17 protein-coding genes are annotated in these 17,054 nt (G+C 70.0%); 7 read left to right on the forward strand and 10 right to left on the reverse strand.

Annotated elements, in window-relative coordinates; translation table 11 throughout:
* Positions 1–9: 9 nt before the first annotated feature.
* From ACQP2E_RS29820 to ACQP2E_RS29840, 5 genes are all read right to left on the reverse strand, one after another.
* Entirely contained in the window at positions 10–642 is a 633-nt protein-coding gene (locus tag ACQP2E_RS29820) for a response regulator (RefSeq protein ID WP_433826260.1), read from the reverse strand.
* Positions 639–1,901, reverse strand: a complete 1,263-nt coding sequence (locus ACQP2E_RS29825; protein ID WP_433826261.1) for a sensor histidine kinase — start codon at positions 1,899–1,901, stop codon at positions 639–641. The genes ACQP2E_RS29820 and ACQP2E_RS29825 overlap by 4 nt, the downstream gene beginning before the upstream one ends.
* 6 nt (positions 1,902–1,907) lie before the next feature.
* Positions 1,908–2,648 carry an ABC transporter permease gene (locus ACQP2E_RS29830; RefSeq protein ID WP_433826262.1) on the reverse strand — a complete coding sequence of 247 codons (741 nt, stop codon included), beginning with the start codon at positions 2,646–2,648 and terminating at the stop codon, positions 1,908–1,910.
* Positions 2,645–3,559: an ABC transporter ATP-binding protein gene (locus ACQP2E_RS29835; protein WP_433826263.1), complete on the reverse strand. Its 915-nt coding sequence runs from the start codon at positions 3,557–3,559 to the stop codon at positions 2,645–2,647. The genes ACQP2E_RS29830 and ACQP2E_RS29835 overlap by 4 nt, the downstream gene beginning before the upstream one ends.
* Positions 3,560–3,641: 82 nt before the next feature.
* Positions 3,642–4,838, reverse strand: a complete 1,197-nt coding sequence (locus ACQP2E_RS29840) for a glycosyltransferase (RefSeq protein WP_433834094.1) — start codon at positions 4,836–4,838, stop codon at positions 3,642–3,644.
* Between the two features lie 173 nt (positions 4,839–5,011).
* On the opposite strand from ACQP2E_RS29840, the gene ACQP2E_RS29845 reads away from it, so the two are divergent.
* A complete protein-coding gene (locus ACQP2E_RS29845; protein ID WP_433826264.1) occupies positions 5,012–5,443 on the forward strand; it encodes an SRPBCC family protein in 432 nt (143 codons plus the stop codon).
* On the opposite strand, the gene ACQP2E_RS29850 is transcribed toward ACQP2E_RS29845, so the two are convergent.
* Positions 5,444–6,322 carry a helix-turn-helix domain-containing protein gene (locus tag ACQP2E_RS29850; protein ID WP_433826265.1) on the reverse strand — a complete coding sequence of 293 codons (879 nt, stop codon included), beginning with the start codon at positions 6,320–6,322 and terminating at the stop codon, positions 5,444–5,446. It lies immediately after the preceding gene.
* A 602-nt stretch (positions 6,323–6,924) separates the two neighbouring features.
* Between ACQP2E_RS29850 and ACQP2E_RS29855 the strand changes: the two genes are divergently transcribed.
* Complete coding sequence (locus ACQP2E_RS29855) at positions 6,925–7,113, forward strand: hypothetical protein (RefSeq protein ID WP_433826266.1); 189 nt, start codon at positions 6,925–6,927, stop codon at positions 7,111–7,113.
* 98 nt (positions 7,114–7,211) lie between these two features.
* On the opposite strand, the gene ACQP2E_RS29860 is transcribed toward ACQP2E_RS29855, so the two are convergent.
* Positions 7,212–8,801: a phytoene desaturase family protein gene (locus ACQP2E_RS29860; RefSeq protein WP_433826267.1), complete on the reverse strand. Its 1,590-nt coding sequence runs from the start codon at positions 8,799–8,801 to the stop codon at positions 7,212–7,214.
* Between the two features lie 97 nt (positions 8,802–8,898).
* On the opposite strand from ACQP2E_RS29860, the gene ACQP2E_RS29865 reads away from it, so the two are divergent.
* Positions 8,899–9,363 carry an SRPBCC family protein gene (locus tag ACQP2E_RS29865; protein WP_433826268.1) on the forward strand — a complete coding sequence of 155 codons (465 nt, stop codon included), beginning with the start codon at positions 8,899–8,901 and terminating at the stop codon, positions 9,361–9,363.
* Between the two features lie 47 nt (positions 9,364–9,410).
* Here ACQP2E_RS29865 and ACQP2E_RS29870 read toward each other — a convergent pair whose 3' ends face one another.
* Complete coding sequence (locus ACQP2E_RS29870; protein WP_433826269.1) at positions 9,411–10,199, reverse strand: hypothetical protein; 789 nt, start codon at positions 10,197–10,199, stop codon at positions 9,411–9,413.
* A 64-nt stretch (positions 10,200–10,263) separates the two neighbouring features.
* On the opposite strand from ACQP2E_RS29870, the gene ACQP2E_RS29875 reads away from it, so the two are divergent.
* Complete coding sequence (locus tag ACQP2E_RS29875) at positions 10,264–10,473, forward strand: hypothetical protein (RefSeq protein WP_433826270.1); 210 nt, start codon at positions 10,264–10,266, stop codon at positions 10,471–10,473.
* 5 nt (positions 10,474–10,478) lie between these two features.
* Here ACQP2E_RS29875 and ACQP2E_RS29880 read toward each other — a convergent pair whose 3' ends face one another.
* A complete protein-coding gene (locus tag ACQP2E_RS29880) occupies positions 10,479–10,892 on the reverse strand; it encodes a hypothetical protein (protein WP_433826271.1) in 414 nt (137 codons plus the stop codon).
* 110 nt (positions 10,893–11,002) lie between these two features.
* Between ACQP2E_RS29880 and ACQP2E_RS29885 the strand changes: the two genes are divergently transcribed.
* The gene (locus tag ACQP2E_RS29885; protein ID WP_433826272.1) at positions 11,003–11,359 is read left to right on the forward strand and encodes a DUF6401 family natural product biosynthesis protein; all 357 of its coding nucleotides are present in this window, start codon (positions 11,003–11,005) and stop codon (positions 11,357–11,359) included.
* Positions 11,360–11,668: 309 nt separating this feature from the next.
* On the forward strand, positions 11,669–13,048 hold the full coding sequence (locus ACQP2E_RS29890) for a helix-turn-helix domain-containing protein (protein ID WP_433826273.1): 1,380 nt from the start codon (positions 11,669–11,671) through the stop codon (positions 13,046–13,048).
* A gap of 29 nt (positions 13,049–13,077) precedes the next feature.
* On the opposite strand, the gene ACQP2E_RS29895 is transcribed toward ACQP2E_RS29890, so the two are convergent.
* Positions 13,078–14,646: a mechanosensitive ion channel family protein gene (locus ACQP2E_RS29895; RefSeq protein WP_433826274.1), complete on the reverse strand. Its 1,569-nt coding sequence runs from the start codon at positions 14,644–14,646 to the stop codon at positions 13,078–13,080.
* A 222-nt stretch (positions 14,647–14,868) separates the two neighbouring features.
* Between ACQP2E_RS29895 and ACQP2E_RS29900 the strand changes: the two genes are divergently transcribed.
* On the forward strand, positions 14,869–17,031 hold the full coding sequence (locus ACQP2E_RS29900; protein ID WP_433826275.1) for an ATP-binding SpoIIE family protein phosphatase: 2,163 nt from the start codon (positions 14,869–14,871) through the stop codon (positions 17,029–17,031).
* The last annotated feature ends 23 nt before the right edge of the window (positions 17,032–17,054 follow it).

A 17,054-nucleotide genomic window follows, 5' to 3' on the forward strand; every position in this document is an offset into this window, starting at 1 on the left:
ACGGTTGCATCAGTTCTTGCCGAGCAGGCCGAGTTCGAACGCGGTGGCGACGGCCGAGGCGCGGTCGCGGACACCCAGTTTCGCGTACGCATGAAGCAGATGCGTCTTCACGGTGGCCTCGCTGATGAAGAGCCGGCCGGCCGTCTCCCGGTTCGTGCAGCCCTGCGCGATCAGCGCCAGCACCTCCAGCTCGCGCTGACTCAGCGGCTCTTTTGCCGGTGACCGCAGCTCGCCCATGAGCCGGCCGGCGACCGCCGGGGAGAGCACCGACTCGCCCCGGTGCGCCGCCACGACGGCCCGGAACAGGTCCTCACGCGGGGTGTCCTTCAGCAGATAACCGGTGGCGCCCGCCTTGATCGCCGGCAGCACGTCGCCGTCGGTGTCGTACGTGGTCAGCACCAGCACCCGGGCCGCCGAGCCGGCCGCTTTCAGCTCGCGGATCGTGGTCACGCCGTCCATCACCGGCATCCGCAGGTCGAGCAGCACCACGTCCGGGGTGACCGCGCCGGCCACGGTGAGCGCCTCCCGGCCGTTCGCCGCCTCGCCGAGCACGGTGAACCGGTCGTCGGCGGCGAACATGCCGCGCAGACCGTCCCGGACGACCGGGTGGTCGTCGACGATGAGAAGACCGATCCCGGTCATGCCACGCCACCCACCGCAATGGCCGGGACACAGGCGGAGAGCGCGGTCCCGGAACCCGGCTCGGACTCGACCTCGAGGCTGCCGGCGATGCGGGTCAGTCGTTCGCGCATGGCGTGCAGGCCGTACCCGCCGGTCTCGCTCGCCTCGCGCGGGAGTTCCGGGTCGAAGCCGGCGCCGTCGTCCCGGACGTCCAGGGTCACCACATCCTCCATGTAGGAGAGGGTGAGGCCGACCCGGCCGGCGCCGGCGTGCTTGGCGACATTCGCCAGCCCTTCCTGGGCGGTACGCAACAGGGTGGCCTCGATCTCCGGGAGCAGCCGGCGAGGAACGCCGGTGGTGGTCAGGTCGGCGTTCACCCCGGCCCGCTCGGACCAGGTCTGCACGACCTCGCCGAGCGCGTCCGGGAGGGCGGTTCCGTCGAGTTGCTGCGGGCGCAGGGCCTGCACCGAGCGGCGCGCCTCGGCGAGGCTCTCCCTGGCCAGTCGTTTCGCGGCGGTCAGATGGTGATCCCGGCCGCCGGCGTCGGCCTCGGCAGCTTCCAGCTGGGTGACGATGCCGGTCAGTCCCTGCGCGAGCACGTCGTGGATCTCACCGGCCATCCGCTGCCGCTCGTCCAGCACACCGGCTTCCCGGGCCTGGACGAGCAGCTGGGCGTGCAGACCGGCGTTCTCCCGCAGCGCCGTCTCGAGCTTCTGGTTCGCCTCGGCCAGGTCCACGATCACCTGCGCCCGGCGGATCGAATTCTTCTCGGTCTTGATCTCCACGTAGAACATCACGCCGGCGATCAGCACGTTGAGGGCGATCGCGAAGCCCCAGAAGATGAACCCACCCTCAGCGGAGAGGGTGGGCAGGCCGCCGACCTGGGAGAGCGCCGCGATCGACGCCACCGGGAGGACGCCGAGCAGCCGCCAGAAGCCGTCCAGCGCCAGCCCGATGAACAGGTACCCGGTCCAGGTGAAGAAGCCGAAGAGCGGATGCATCCAGACCAGGAGGGCGTAGAAGCCGATCATCCCGGCCAGGAAGATCAGCATCAGCCCGCGGCGCTTCTCCCACTGTGGATGCATGGTGATCCAGAAGGCGATCCAGGCCGCCACGGTTACGGACACCGACAGGATCACCCAGCCCGGTGGCTTGTCGACGAAATCCGGGCCGACGGCCAGCACCAGCGCCGTCGAGATGGCCAGCGTCCCGTACGGCAACCAGGTCCGCCACGCCTCACGAGCGCGTTCCGAGCCCTCCTGCTCCGCCGCCGCCAGCATGTTTCCTCACTCCCACCGGAAGAGCTTCGCCGCCGCCGCACCGAAGATGAGCAGGTACCCCAGGAGCACGGTAACCGACAGCAGGTTCGGCCACTGCCCGGTCATCGCCTCGTGCATCAGGCGCTCACCGGCGGCCAGCGGGGTGAAGTCAGCGATCCGCTGGATGATGTCCGGCATGACCTCGCGCGGGGCGTAGAGGCCGGCCAGGAACATCAGCGGGAAGAACAGGATCAGGCCGACAGCGTTCGCCGCCTTGCCGCTGGGCGCGAGCGCCGCGATCAGCAGCCCGACCGCGAAGACGCCGCAGACCGCCAGCACCACCGCGAGCAGGAACGCGATCGGGGACTTCGGGAGGGGCACACCGTAGGCGATCCCGGACACCGTGAACACCAGGATCGTGGACAGCACCACGGTGATCGCGGAGAACACCAGCTGGGCGCCGAGCAGCGCGATCGGCCGGACCGGCGTGGTCGCGAGCCTGCGCAGGATGCCCTTCTCGCGGTAGTTGGCAAGCACCGTGGGCATGCCCTGCAGACCGATCATGGCGACGCTGAGCGCGATCACGATGCCGGCGTAGATGTCCACCACCCGCAGTCCGCCGAGCTCGGCGCTCGGCTCCCGGAAGTCCGGGATCGCACCGAGGATCGAGATGAGGATGACCGGGAAAAGGACCACGAAGAAGAGGTAGACCGGCTCGCGCAGCGCCGTCCGGAACTCGGTGGTGACCAGCTTGACGAAGACATTCATGACGGGTGCTCCTCGCTGGTGCGGCCGGTGAGGCGTACGAAGGCGTCGTCGAGAGTGGCCTGTTCCAGGCGCAGCTCGACCGCGACGATCCCGTTGACGGCGAGCACCGAGGTGACCGCGTGCAGCAGGTTGCCGGTGCCGGTGACCTCGATCCGGTCACCCTGACGGCTCATCCGGCTCACCTCGGGCAGCGAGGTGAGCAGCTCGTCGGCGATCGGCGCGGACGGCCGGAACCGGATCGTCTGGTCCGGGCTGGCGGTCTGCTCGACCAGGCCGGCCGGGGTGTTCAGGGCGACCACCTCACCGTGGTCGATCACCGCGATCCGGTCGCAGAGGCGCTCGGCCTCCTCCATGAAGTGGGTGACCAGCAGCAGCGTGACCCCGCGGTCGCGGACCGACGAGATCAGCTCCCAGGTGTCCCGGCGGGCCTGCGGGTCGAGGCCGGTGGTCAGCTCGTCCAGGATCGCGATCCGCGGATTGCCGATCAGCGCCAGGGCGATCGAGAGACGCTGCTTCTGCCCGCCGGAGAGCTTGCCGAAGTACGAGTTCAGCTTCTCGTCCAGGCCCAGGTCGCCGGCGAGCGTGCGCCAGTCGGCCGGGTCCGGATAGAACGCGCTGTAAAGCTCCAAGATCTCCCGGACGGTCAGCTTCTCCTGCAACTCGCTCTCCTGCAGTTGCACACCCACTTGGGTACGCAGGGAGCGGTCACGCGGTTCGCGGCCGAGGACCGTGATCGTGCCGGAGTCGGGAGTGCGCAGTCCCGCGATGCACTCCACCGTGGTGGTCTTGCCGGCCCCGTTCGGGCCGAGAATGCCGAAGATCTCGCCGGGTTCGACAGCGAATGAAACGTCTCGGACAGCGACGGTGTCCCCGTACCGCTTACTGAGGTTCTTGACCTCGATGACTGTCATGCATACATCATCACCGATGATCACCAGAGTCCGAATCGACCAGCGAGAGATACCGGTGGTCAACCAATCGGTTGATGCCGGGCTACGCCACTGCCTCTTCGGCGCTGGCCGGCGTCCGGCGCAGGCTGGAGTAGACCGAACCGACCTGGGACGCGACCCGGCGCCAGGAGTACGCCTGACGGGCCCGGTCCAGCGCGGCCGTAGCGTAGGTGAACCGGCGCACCTTGTCGTTGATCAGCCGGCGCACCGCACCGCCGAGCGCCCGGGGGTCACGAGCCGGGACCAGGTCACCGGTCAGCCCGTCCACCACGGTGTCGTTCAGCGCACCCACCGCGGTGCCGATGATCGGCACGCCGCAGGCCATCGCCTCCAGCGCCGACTGGTCCAGCGCGTCCTGGTCCTGCCAGGGCGCGGCAACCAGCAGATCCGCCGAGCGGTACCACCCGGGCATGTCCCGGTGCGCGACCGAGCCCACCAGCCGGAACCGGTCCGCCACCTGGAACTGCTCGGCGAGCGCCCGCAGCACCTTGGCGCCCGGGTCCGACTTCAGCTGCTCCGGCGGCGGGCCACCGACCACCACGACCTCGGCGCCGGGCACGTACCGCATCGCCTCCAGGACGTCACCGAAGCCCTTGCGCTCGACCAGCTTGCCGACCGAGAGGATGCGGGGCCGCTCCGGGTCGCGCTGCACGGCCGGTCCGTCCGGGGTGAACTGGTCACTGTTCACACCTGCCGGGACGATCGAGAGACGCTCCCTCGGTACGCCGATGCGCACGAGTCCGCGTACCTCGTCCTGGCTCTGTGCGACGACCCGGTCCACCGCGCGGCCGAGGGCGCGCTCGTAGCCGGAGCGCGACGGGCCTCGCGCGTCCTTCGGCCGATCATCCAGGCCGGCCAGTTCGTGGAACGACTGCACCACCGGGACGCCGATCTGGCGCGCCGCGGTGACCGCCGCCAGGCCACTGGTCCAGAAGTGGGCGTGCACGACGTCCGGCGACCAGTCGCCGCTCCAGTGCTCGGCGAGCAGCCGCGCGAACTCGCCCATGTGCGGCAGCAGAACGTCCTCGGGCAGCGGCCGGGCCGGGCCGGCGGCGACGTGCACCACCCGCACGCCGCTCGGGGTCATCGCCACCTCAGGGGTGTCCGGATCCGTGCGCCGCGTATAGACGCGCACGTCGTGGTCGAGCTCCGCGAGCGCGTCGGACAGCTCGGCGACGTGCGCGTGCTGACCGCCCGCACCCAGCGGGCTGGCGTGCTCGGAAATCATCGCGATCCGCACAGTGATCTCCTCCACCGGCTCAGGTTCCGGCTCCTGTCGTTCCGGCACGCCGTAAGCGGGGCGGAAAGAGCGAGCTCGAGTACGCGGACCGGATTGCCCGAGAGCCTCATACGTAAACATCGGCCGATAGTTACAAGGCCTTCCAGCAGGGTAATCCCGAAACCGTGGCAATCGTGGCGCGTACCGTAAAGGCCCCACCCGAACGAGTCTTCGCCGTCCTGGCCGACGGCTGGACCTACAGCGACTGGGTAGTCGGCACCGTGCACATCCGGGACGTCGACAAGTCCTGGCCGAACCCGGGGTCGAAACTCCATCACAAGGCCGGGCCGTGGCCCCTCTCGCTGCACGACTCGTCGACGGTGCTCTCCTGCAGCCCGGACAAGGCGCTGCGGCTGAAAGCCGGCCTGTGGCCGCTGGGCGAGGCGATCGTCGACATCCGCCTGGAGCCGGCCGACGGAGGCACCTCGACCCGGGTGGTGATCGAGGAGGACTTCGAGGCCGGCCCGCTGCAGTGGGTGAGCAACAAGATCAACGACCTCCTCCTGCACCGCCGCAACATCGAATCCCTGCGCCGCCTCGCCGACATCGCCGAACGCGCTGACTGATCAGCCTCCGGCCGAGCGGGCCAGATAGAGGTTCGCGTAACGGTCCAGGATCGGACCGATGTCGGCGACCGCGACGTCGGCGAACTCCTCGAAGACATCCCGGTAGAACTGAACGTCCGACACCACCTGTGACGACAGCGCGGTATTGAACAGGTCCATCATCACCCATTTGTCGTCGAGCAGCTCGAAGCTGTTCAACGGCGCCAGGGCCAGCGCGGCGTCGGCGGGAATGATGCCGATCGAGACGTTCGGCCGCTTTCCGATCTCCCGGATCTTCCGTACCTGAGCCACCATGTCCTCCGGGCTGCCGAGCCGATTGCTCAGCGTCGCCTCGGTCATGATGAAGCGGAAGCTCTTGTCGGGGACCTTCAGGATGCGCTGGCGTCGCAGCCGTCCGGCGACGGCGTCGGCCAGATCGGCCTCGGCGGTCTCCGAAGGGCCGTCCGGCTTACGCGGGCGCATCACGGCCTCGGCGTAACCGCTGGTCTGCAGCAGTCCCGGCACCAATGCGGGCTGAAAGACCCAGATCTCGCGGCAATTCAGTTCCGCCTTTGCGATGTCCGCCTGGCGGCGGGCCAGCCCGCTCTCCCCCGGCCGCCACTGTGTCATCCGGTCCGAATCCGTCCGGCGGACACCCTCGCGCGTGACCAAGTCTTCGATCTCCGCAGCGGACATCCGGAGTGCTTCGGCGAGCGTGCGCACGTCGTCCGGCGTGACCGCGGTGCGGCCGGTCTCGATCCGGGACACCTTGGCCTGGGTGAGGCCGGTGCGCTCGGCCAGCTCACTGCCGCTGAGTCGCATCGCCTCCCGGCGATCCCGGAGTACACGACCGACCGGATGATTCTCAGGAGAGCCGGGCTCGGGGTCTTCGTCCGTCAAGTCCGGCCTCCCGCTCGTTCGGTTTCCTCAGCTTCGTGAGCTCAGGACGGCGTCCCGGCACGGAGCGCGTCAGTCAGCAGCTCGATCGGGATCTCGACGAGTTGCTCCCCCTCGGGTGTCCGGACGCCGGCTTCTGCGGGGGTCACCGTATATCCCTGGATCACCAGGGTGCCGCGGTTCGTCGAATAGACCGTGGGACATGTGCCGGTAGCACATTTGACAGCGAGCGGAGTCAGAACAAGTCCTGACATTTCATTCTTTGACATGGCGCCAGATTCTCACAGAGATCTTGCAGAGATGCAGCTTCGTCCCAGATGCAACACACGCTCCCAGCTGTGCATGCATCACGGTATCGGTACGGCGATGGCATCAACAGCCCTCTGCGCCATGTGGCAATCTGCAACCCGTCTAAACGCTATCTAGCTGGTCATTTAGACGGCCGTTGAGGTTTTGCACCTTCCGCACAATGCATTGCACTGGATCTCAAATGTCATGCAGTCTTCGCTTCATAGGCGCTTCGCGCCGACGCGTAATTCATCCGGCCGGGTGCCCGTCATACCGCTCCGCCTCCGTCGTTCCGTGGTTTCGGATAGGGGTCCGCCATGTCGCCGTACCAGAACCTGCTCTACATCGCCGTCGCTGCCTGCATCCTGCTCGCGCTGCACATGGTGAAACGCATCCTGACGCCGATGGGTGCGCTGTTACGGGTGGCCGGCGCGGTGACCGTGGTGGTGCTCGCCCTCGTCACGGCGTTCGCGCTCGTGATCGTCTCGCTGGCCGGCAGCCTTTGACCTGGCTCAGCCTTTGACCCGGCTGTCTTTGACCCGGCTGTCTTTGACCCGGCTGTCTTTGACCCGGCTGTCTTTGACCCGGCTGTCTTTGACCCGGCTCAGCCGTAAACGGCGCGATTCGCTCCGTTGACCACGGTTCGGTACAGGCCGCCGGTCAGTTCCTTGTCTCTGGCCAGGGCGGCGCGGGCCGCGTTGGCGCCCGGCGCGCCGTGCACCCCGCCGCCGGGATGGGCGGACGCGCTGCCGAGGAACAGGCGGTCGACCGGGGTGTCCGCGCGTCCCAGGCCCGGGATCGGCCGGAGGAACAGCTGCTGGAACGCCGCCGACGTGCCGCCGCCGAGCGCCCCGCCGACCAGGGACGGGTTCTCCCGCTCCAGGTCCGCCGGGGAGAACACGTTGCGGCCGGCCACCTCGCTCCGGAAACCCGGCGCGTGCTGCTCGATCACCGACTCCATCCGCTGCACGTGCTCGGCGATCTCGTCGGCTTTCCACGACCTCCGGTGCGGCAGGTGCGTGTACGCCCACAGCGACTCGGTCCCCTCCGGAGAGCGGGTCGCGTCAGCAGTGCTCATCTGGCCCAGCAGCAGGAACGGCTTCGTCGGCAGCTCGCCGACCGCGAGCTGGGCCGCGTACGTGGTCAGGTCGTTCAGGTCGGCGCCCAGGTGCACGGTGCCGGCGCCGGCAGCGGCCGGGTTCTTCCACGGCATCCTGGTACGCACCGCCCAGTCGACCTTGAGGGTCGCGCCGTCCCAGCGGAAGTGGTCGAGATCCTCGACCATCCGGGGCGGAAGCCAGCGCTCGCCGACCAGGTCGAGAAAGAGCGCCGGGGCCGGGACGTCGGCGATCACGGCGCGCCGGGCGCGCCAGTCACGGCCATCGTCGGTACGCACACCCATGGCCCGCCCGCGAGCCACCAGAACCCGGCTCACCGGCGCGTCGTAAACGACCTCACCACCCTGGGCCTCGAGACGACGGACCAGGGTGTCGGTGATCTGCTGTGCGCCGCCGATCGGCACCGGCCAGCCGAATTCCTGGCCGAGCATGGTGAGCAGCCAGCCGTAGACACCGCTGCCGGCCTGCTCCGGCGACAGGTCGGTGTGCAGGGCGCAGCCGGCCAGCAGGAGACTCGCGCCCTCCCCGTCGAACATCTCGCCGCCGAGGTCGCGTACCGAAAGAACCAGGCGACGCGCCAAGCGCAAGGCGCCGCTCAGACCCAGGCCACGCAGCAGGCCGAGGCCGTTGCGGACCGGCGGGAACGGGGTGAAGAGGGTGTCCAGCATGCTCGCCGAGACGGACTGCCACTCGGTGTAGGCGGCACGCCACCGTTCCCCGTCGCCGGGGGCGAACTGCTCCATCGACGCCATGGTGCGTTCGATGTCGCGGTTGACCGTGGCGGCCCGCCCGTCCGGGAGCAGGTGAGTGAAGACGTCGGGGGCGTGCGTCCAGCGCAGACCCTGCTCCTCCAGGTGCAGCGACTTCATCACCGGCGAGGCGTACCCCAGCGGGTAGAAGGAGCTGAAGAGGTCGGAGAGGTATCCCGGCGCGGTCACGAAGCCGGAGCGGACCGCGCCTCCTGGCTGCGGGGTCGCTTCGAGAACCCTCACCGACCAGCCGGCGTCGGCGAGAAGATTCGCCGCCACCAGACCGTTGTGCCCAGCGCCGACAACGATCGCATCCACGGTCTCCACAGCCCGACGCTACCCACCGCATGCCCGGCAAAACCTTGTTTAGCCGGGCCTGGCACGGGCACCCGAGGATCACGGGAAGCAATGAAGGGAGCACCACGTGAGCACCGTTACCGAGTTCGTCGACGTCAACGTCCCGGTACGCACCGCCTACAACCAGTGGACTCAGTTCGAGGACTTCCCCCGGTTCATGGAAGGTGTCAGCGAGATCAGGCAGCTCGATGACACCCGAACCCACTGGAAGACCGAGATCGCCGGGGTGAAGCGCGAGTTCGACGCGGAGATCACCGAGCAGCTGCCGGACGAGCGTGTCGCCTGGCACGCCACCGACGGTGAGAAGCAGGCCGGTGTGGTCACCTTCCACCGGATCGACGAGACGCACACCCGGGTCACCGTCCAGATGGACTTCGACCCGCAGGGTTTCGTGGAGATCGCCGGCGACAAGCTCGGCATCGTCGACCGCAAGGTGAAGGGCGACCTGCACCGGTTCAAGGAATTCATCGAGAGCCGCGGTGGCATCGAGACGGGTGCCTGGCGCGGCCAGGTGGACCGGCCCGGCATCTGACCTCGGTCAGACTCTGGTCATCTTGGGTCTGGTCATCTTGGGTCTGGTCATCTGGGGTCTCGGCGGCGCAGTGTCATGTCGCCGAGGCCCGACCTGACCCGGATCGCATATCGGTCCGCCGCCCGCCGGTAACCCGGCTCGCGCAGTACCGTCCCGGCCGGCGTCCCGTTGTTCGCGGTCCACGGCGTCACCACCGACCCGGCGCCCTGATCGAACCTGATCCGGAACGGCGCCCCGGTCGCCGCAGTGACGATCGCGGCGCCCACCCCACCGGTGAACGTGACCGGCACCGTGCCGACCGGGTCCGGCAGCGACAGCTCGGCCAGGCCCGACGAGCCGAGCACGACCCGGTTCACCCGGCCCTGCCGCAGGTTGAGCTGCTGCTCCCCGGCACCGGCCGGCAACCGGATGTCCCAGCGGACGTCCCGGTTCAGCACGATCCGCAGCTCGTCGAGGCCATCACCGTCGGTGACCCGTAGGCGTACCACGACCCGGCCGCCACGACGGAAGACCACCGGCGCCACTCCGGCATCAGGGGCCGTCGTGATCCGGTAGAGCTCTCCTGGCAGCGGGGCGAAGCGTACGCGTACCCGGCTGGCCGCGTCGCCGACGGTGAGCCAGGCACCGGTCCTGGCCTGCAGCGGGCCGGCCAGCACCCGGGCCGGCCGGGCAACGGCGGGCGCGGCCGGCGCGATGGTCTTGGGATCAGGAATTCTCGGAGGGGCCGGCGTCGGCTGGCTGACCGTGCAGGATGCCGTCAGAAGGGCTCCGGCCAGCAACGACAGGCTGGGCAGCAGCACGCTTCGACGGCGGTGGTGCGAGGCGGTGGGCACCATCGGACAACGGGGAATCGGCCGAACGGGTGACGGCGAACCGTCCTGATCGAGGCAAACTGTTCGGGTGCGATCTGCCGGATTTCTGTCTGAACGTCAGCGCCGTTTCGCGTGGGTGGGTTTCCTGCTCGCCGCATTCCAGGCGCCTTTGGCCGCAATGGTGATCGACGACGCGTCGTGGTTCTTCGCCGTCGTCGTGGCGATGCTCGTCGCCACCGTGATCATCGCGGACGACGCCCAGCGTCGCCGCCCCGAGCAAGTCGACTACGCGGAGTAATCCGATCAGGCCTCGTGGCCGGCCCGTCCGTGGGTTCGCCGCTGGTCCTTGAGTTCCGCTTCATACAGGTGCCGGCGCCCCTGAGCCAACTGCTCACGGGCGTCGCGCTCGACCGTGCGGAACTCCGTGTAGTACCCGTCGTCGTACTCCTCGACGATCTGGAACGTCCAGTGACCCGGGATGACGTTGCGCCCGATCAGCTCCCGCTGGATCCGCTCGGCCACGTCGGTGTGCCCGGCCTGCATGAACAGCGACACCGCTTCGTCCAGCATGAAGTCGGCGGTGCCGGTCAGCTGGTGCATCGAGTACAGGTGTCCGCGTACCCGCTCGACCGTCTCCAGGGCCTCGCTCAGCTTGCCCAGCGCCTGCACGGTCGTGTCGTCAAGGCCGTCCGGCCGGGTGTGCGCCTCGTCGGTCATCCTGGTCCTCCTTCGGTCCGCTCCTGATCGTTCCCCGCGTTGCCGGGTTCAACCGAGCCGCACCCGAACGAGGAACCGTTCGCAAACTCTCGCTGCTTAACGTTCTTCTCATGAATGGCCTGTTCAGCAACGCCGCCGCCCGCTCCGCCCAGCGCTCCGCCCACGCGTCGCTCGCCGACCTCACCGCGACTGTCGGTGTCAGCGGCCTCGCCGCTGCCCAGCAGAACCCCGGATTCATGTCCATCATCGATCAGCACGCCGCCGGTGTGCGGGACAGCCTCAACGCCGACACCCGGCCGCTGACGGCGATCCTGCTCGCCGCGTACGCCGAAGGTGTCCGCGACGCCGCCCTCCAGCACGGCTGGCAGGCGCCGGAAGGCGAGATCGACTGGTCCGGCGACGACTGGGTGCTGCGCCGCCTGCTCGCGGTCTGCTCCCTGGCCCGCACGCTGCCCGCGTCGAGCTGAGCCCTCCGCGGTCCTGCCGCGCTGACCCCTGATCAACGGCCGGTCCTCGGCCCCATCCCCGACCGAATCCGACCGTAGAAGGGGCCGGCTCCCACGAGCCGGCCCCTTCGTTCTTCCCCTGCTTCTGCCTCGGCTTTCATCCCAGCTGTTGCCTCGGCTTTCGTCCCGGCTGTTGCCTCGGCTTTCGTCCCGGCTGTTGCCTCGGCTTTCGTCCCGGCTGTTGCCTCGGCTTTCGTCCCGGCTCTCGTCCCGGCGTTGTCCGGTGCGGGCTTGCACCACCTCGGGTCACCCCGCACTTACCGTCAGAACATGACTCCCCGACACACCGCCGACCCCAGCATCGGGTCGCGCATCCAGGCTCGCCGCCTGCTACGCGGATGGAGCATTCGGTACGCGGCCACCAGAGCCGGAATCTCGCACAGCACCTGGAGCCGGATCGAACGTGGCGTGCAGGCCGCCGACAACCGCTTCATCCTCGCCGACCTGGCCACCGCCCTCGAATGCTCCCCTGCCGAGCTGGCCGGCACCCCGATCCCGGCAAGCGACCGGGCAGCGGTAGCAGCCCACGCCGCAGTCCACGCGGTCCGCCAATCCCTGGTCGACCTGGACACTCCTTTCGGCGAAGCCCACACCAGGGCACACGGTGAGCGCTCGAATCCCCCCGGCCCAGCCCTGACCAGGGCACACGGTGAGCGCTCGAATCCCCCCGGCCCAGCCCTGACCAGGGCACACGGTGAGCGCTCGAATCCCCCCGGCCCAGCCCTGACCAGGGCACACGGTGAGCCCTCGAATCCCCCCGACGGCCCTGGGCGGCCGGTCGCTGAGCTGGCCCGGGACGTCGCGCTTCTCGACAGCCTGCGGCAGGCCTGCGACTACGCCGGCGCCGCCCGGATGACCGCCCGCCTGCTACGTGACCTGCACATCGCCACAGCCGGACCGAGTCGCGAACCCGCACTCCGGCTGCTCTGCGACGTCACCTTCATGGCGTCCTCGGTGCTGCGGAACCTCGGCCATCCCGCGGACGCCTGGCTCGCCGCCGAACGCTGCCGGGACGCGGCCCGTGCGACCGAGGATCCGGTGCTGATGGCGTACGCGTCCTACGCCCGGTCGTGTGCGGCCACCGCGTGCGGCTCGTTCGGCTCGGGGCTCGCGCTGGCCGCCCGCGCCCTCGACGATCTGGAGCCGCACTCCTCCCGTGCGGGGGTGCTGGAGATGCGCGGATCGTTGCAACTGCAGTGTGCGCACGCGAGCCGCGGCCGGAAACTCCTGGACGACAGCCGAGCCTGGGCCGTGGAGGCCGGCGACCTGGCCCGGCACACCGGCGAGACCACCACGATGGGCCTGTACTTCGGCCCCACCAACGTCGGCATCTGGCGCATCGGCATCGAAGCCGACGGCGGCGATCCCGGTCAGGCCACCGAGATCGCCCGCGCCACCAACCCGGCGATCGTGCCGGCCGGCTTCCGCCAGGTCTTCTATTTCGCCGACACGGCCCGGGCCCTCGCTCGCCTGCGCGGCCGCGACCGGGAGGCGATCCGCCTCCTGCTCATCGCCGAACGGGTCGCGCCCCAGCACATCCACACCTCGGCGATGGCCCAGGAAACCACCCGCGCCCTGCTGGAACGCTCCCGCCGAGCAGCGGGCGGCCCCGAATTACGAGCCCTGGCCGAACGCCTCCAACTCACCTGACCCCGCACACCCGAAGCCACCCGAGGTGGTCACCTCGTCGGCGGCGAGCCCGGGTCTCGGCGGTCCTTGGTCAACGGCTCGGTCACCTCGTCGTCCGGGTCCGGGGCGATGACCTGAGTCTTCTCCTGGCCGGGCAGGTTCACCACCTGGGTCCGCTCGCCCTCGTCGGTCCCGGTGAGGAGCACTGTCGAGTCCTCGTCCACCATCCGGACGACCGTCGGCTCCTCGTCGTCCGAACCCTGGGTGATCACGGTGGTCTCACCCGACCCAGAGCCCGAACCAGAGCCCGACCCGGGGCGGTTTCGGGAGATCACCTCGGTCTCCCGGATCAGCGGCGGAGTGTCCTCCTCATCCCGGTCGAACCCGGGAATCAGATGCGGCCGGTCATCGCGCGGCAGCGAGATCACCTGGGTCTGGTCGCCCGAGTCCTCGCCGGACGTGCGGGCCCACTGCTCCTCGGCACTGCGGCGTTCCCAGTCGCGGCGTTCCTCCTCGGCACGCCGTTCCCGCTCCAGCCGGGCCACCTCGGCGAGCCGGGCCTCCTCCGCCAGCCGCGCCGCTTCGGCAACCCGCGCCGCCTCCGCGACCCGGGCCTCCTCGGCCAGCCGTGCCTCCTCGGCACGACGAGTCTCGGCCTGCCGTGCCTCCTCGGCCAGCCGGGCCTCTTCGGCGCGACGAGCTTCCTCCGCCTTGCGTGCCTCCTCGGCCTGGCGCGCTTCCTCCGCGCGGCGCTGCTCAGCCAGCCGGGCCTCTTCAGCGACCCGCGCCTCTTCCGCCAGGCGGGCCTCCTCGGCCTTGCGCGCCTCTTCGGCCAGGCGCGCTTCCTCCGCGCGCCGGGCCTCCTCGGCCCTGCGGGCCTCCTCCGCCAGGCGTTCCTCTTCCGCCGCCTGCCGGGTCCGCTCTTCCGAGTACGCCCGAGCCTGCTCCCGAATGGCGGCCGACTCCGTGGCAGCCCGGTCGAGCCAGCCCTCCCAGCGCTGCTGCATGGGCCTGATCAGACCGCCGCCGACGCCCACGATGATCACGCCGGCGACCGTGGCGAGGATCGTGATGAGCAGCGGCCGGGTGACCGACGTGGCGATGCCGACCTGGTCGAGGCCGGCGATCACGCCCAGCGTGACGACCACGACGGCGGCCGCCTTGGCGAGCACCCGTGCGTAACCCAGGCCGCCCAGCGCGTTGACGATGAGGTCGTGGGCGGCGCCCGCGACAGCCGCCGCGACGACAACGATGACGACCGCGACGAAGACCTGCGGCAGCCACGAGATCAAGTCGTCGAGCAGGTCCCCCGCCGGATTCGGCCCCCAGAGCCCGAAGGCCAGCTGCAGGGCGAACAGCAGCACCACGAAGAACGCGAGCCGCGCGCAGAGGTCGGCCGGGCTCGGCGCACCGCCCCGGAACAACCGGCCGGCCGGACCGCGCTGCACCGCCCGGTCGAACCCGACGCGCTGCAGCGCCTTGCGGGTCACCGTGCGGGCCAGCCTCGCCAGCAGGTAACCGATCAGCAGAATGGCCAGGAATGCCAGCGCGTATGGCAGGAACAACACCACCGACCGCCACATGTCGCTCAGCCCACGGCTCAGCCCGTCCCCGGTCATCCGCCCTCCCTCGCCTCGAACGATCGATGCCTCATTCGAACCTTAGAGCCCAGGAGTACCACGCGCCTGCGACAGAAACCGCGGGCCGGAAAGCCTCCCAAGATCACCTTCGGTAGCCTTTGGCGCGAAACACGTCGGACACACGACCTGCGTACGGTCAAGAATCGGACGGTCGGACGGTGCGGCATCGTACAAACGGACCACTCGGGATAGGCTTTCTGCATGGTCGGCTCGGGAGCGATCGGGTCGGGCGGCATGCGCCCGGCTGCGATCTCAACGCTGCCCGTGCAGGGGGTCGGGGCACAGCACACCGGCAGGGGCTGCGCGGCGCTGATCCACGCCCATGACTGGTCGGGCACCTCACTGGGCCCGATCACGGGCTGGGACCCGGCGGTGCGCGCCGCCGTCGAGCTGATGCTGGCGTCCCCGGTGCCGATGCTGCTCACCTGCGGTCCCGAGGCCCTGGTCCTGCACAACGACGCGTACGCGGACGTGCTCGACGATCTGCACCCCGGCACGCTGGGTAAACCCGCTCCGGAGGCGTTCGGCGAGGCATGGAGCCGGCACGGCATGGGCGACGTGATCACCCAGGTCTACCGGACCGGCCGGGCCGTTCTCGAGCCGGAGAGCCAGGTGCCGATCCAGCCGGGCGACACCGAGCCCGCCTTCTACACCCAGGGCCATTCGGTGGTCCGGGACTCGCGCGGCGCGATCGCCGGCGTGCTGACCGTGGCCGCCGAGACCACTCAGGTGATCCACCGGCTGCAAAGCCTCGGTCAGCTCACCGCCCGGCTGGCCGGCGCGCTGACCATCGACGATGTCACGCGCGTCGTTCTCGCGTACGCAATGGCCTCTTTTGATCTTGATCACTGCGTGCTGGCGGTGGACGACGGCCTGGCCTATCGCTATGTCCGCCGCATTCGCGGCGAAATGCTGGACGAAGCGGACGAGCGTCTGCCACCGGTCTGGCGGCATGCCGCGGCCGATCCGGCGGCACCGCTGGTGGCGGCGGCGGAGAGTGGGCAGGCGACGTTCGTGGCCGACGGCGAGCCGCTGCGTGACGTGGCGACCGACCGGCACGAGCGCCGGGTTCGCGCGCTGGCCGTCCTGCCGCTGCGCACGCCTTCGGTGCGGGGCGCGTTCACCGTCGGCTTCACCCGGGCGCACACCTGGCTGCCCGCCGAGCGGGCGCTGCTCAACGCCGCGGCCGAGCTGGTGGCGCAGGCCGCGGAGCGCGCGCGGCGGTTCGAGGCCCAGCACGGTACGGCTCAGTTACTCCAGCGCAGCATGCTGCCCGAGCACCTGCCCGAGCTCGACACGTTCCGGATCGCGGCACGTTACGACGTCGGCGTGGACGGTAACGCGGCCGGCGGCGACTTCTACGACGCGTTCCGCCTGGTCGACGGGCGGCTCGCGATGGTGCTCGGCGACGTGGCCGGGCACGACGTGCGGGCGGCCGCCGTGATGGGCCAGGTCCGGGCCGCGTTGCGCGCCATGGCGCTGACCGACCCGGCGCCGCCGAGCGTGCTCGCCGGGCTGGACAGGCTGGTCACCTCACTCGGCGCGGAGTCGCGTAACGAGGAGATCTTCGTGACCGTGGTCTACGGGGTTCTCGACCCGGCCGACGGCACGATCACGCTGGCCAGCGCGGGTCACCCGCCGCCGGTGCTGCGCCGCGCCGGGCACCACGGCGAACCGGCCACCGCCGAGTTGGTCAAGGTGCCGCCGGGCGCGCCGCTCGGCCTGGGTGGCCGCTGGCAGACCGGCACGCTGCGGCTGGAGCCGGGCGACACGATCCTGATGTTCAGCGACGGTGTGGTGGAGCGTCGCGGCCATCCGCTGAACGACGGCCTGGACGCGCTGGTCGCGGCGGCGGCCGCATCGGCGAGCGGCGACCCGCGCAACATGTGCTCGCTGGCGACCGCCGCGGTCGCGGGCACCACCGACGACGATGTCGCGGTGCTCGCCGTCGAGCACGCCGTCGCGATGAGCCGGTCGGCGACGATGCGGGTGCCGGCCGAGCCGACCGGGCCCAGCCGGGTCCGCCAGTGGATGTCGACGCGGCTGCGCGAGTGGTCGGTGCCGGAGCAGGTGATCGGCGCGGCCATCCTCTGCACCAGCGAGCTCACGACGAACGCGCTGCTGCACGCCGGCACACCCGCCCAGGTGCACATCGATCTGAACTCCGAACGTCTGCTCGTCTCGGTCGCCGACACCGGTACCCGGGGCAGCGTGATCAGGGCGCGCGCCGACACCATGGCGAGCCGGGGCCGGGGCCTCGGGCTGATCGAGGACCTCAGCGACTCGTGGGGCACCGACCCGACGGTCCGCGGTTCCACGGTCTGGTTCGAGATGTTGCTGACCCGCGACGACTCGGACAGGTGAACGAGATCATCTCGGGGTAAGAG

The sequence above is a fragment of the Actinoplanes sp. CA-015351 genome (assembly GCF_050955685.1).
Taxonomy (GTDB): domain Bacteria; phylum Actinomycetota; class Actinomycetes; order Mycobacteriales; family Micromonosporaceae; genus Actinoplanes.

What these genes read in the sequence shown, in the direction of transcription:
- ACQP2E_RS29820 (WP_433826260.1), bottom strand. Translation starts at nt 642, where the DNA reads ATGACCGGGATCGGTCTTCTCATCGTCGACGACCACCCGGTCGTCCGG.
- ACQP2E_RS29825 (WP_433826261.1), bottom strand. Translation starts at nt 1,901, where the DNA reads ATGCTGGCGGCGGCGGAGCAGGAGGGCTCGGAACGCGCTCGTGAGGCG.
- ACQP2E_RS29830 (WP_433826262.1), bottom strand. Translation starts at nt 2,648, where the DNA reads ATGAATGTCTTCGTCAAGCTGGTCACCACCGAGTTCCGGACGGCGCTG.
- ACQP2E_RS29835 (WP_433826263.1), bottom strand. Translation starts at nt 3,559, where the DNA reads ATGACAGTCATCGAGGTCAAGAACCTCAGTAAGCGGTACGGGGACACC.
- ACQP2E_RS29855 (WP_433826266.1), top strand. Translation starts at nt 6,925, where the DNA reads ATGTCGCCGTACCAGAACCTGCTCTACATCGCCGTCGCTGCCTGCATC.
- ACQP2E_RS29870 (WP_433826269.1), bottom strand. Translation starts at nt 10,199, where the DNA reads ATGGTGCCCACCGCCTCGCACCACCGCCGTCGAAGCGTGCTGCTGCCC.
- ACQP2E_RS29880 (WP_433826271.1), bottom strand. Translation starts at nt 10,892, where the DNA reads ATGACCGACGAGGCGCACACCCGGCCGGACGGCCTTGACGACACGACC.
- ACQP2E_RS29885 (WP_433826272.1), top strand. Translation starts at nt 11,003, where the DNA reads ATGAATGGCCTGTTCAGCAACGCCGCCGCCCGCTCCGCCCAGCGCTCC.
- ACQP2E_RS29890 (WP_433826273.1), top strand. Translation starts at nt 11,669, where the DNA reads ATGACTCCCCGACACACCGCCGACCCCAGCATCGGGTCGCGCATCCAG.
- ACQP2E_RS29895 (WP_433826274.1), bottom strand. Translation starts at nt 14,646, where the DNA reads ATGACCGGGGACGGGCTGAGCCGTGGGCTGAGCGACATGTGGCGGTCG.
- ACQP2E_RS29900 (WP_433826275.1), top strand. Translation starts at nt 14,869, where the DNA reads ATGGTCGGCTCGGGAGCGATCGGGTCGGGCGGCATGCGCCCGGCTGCG.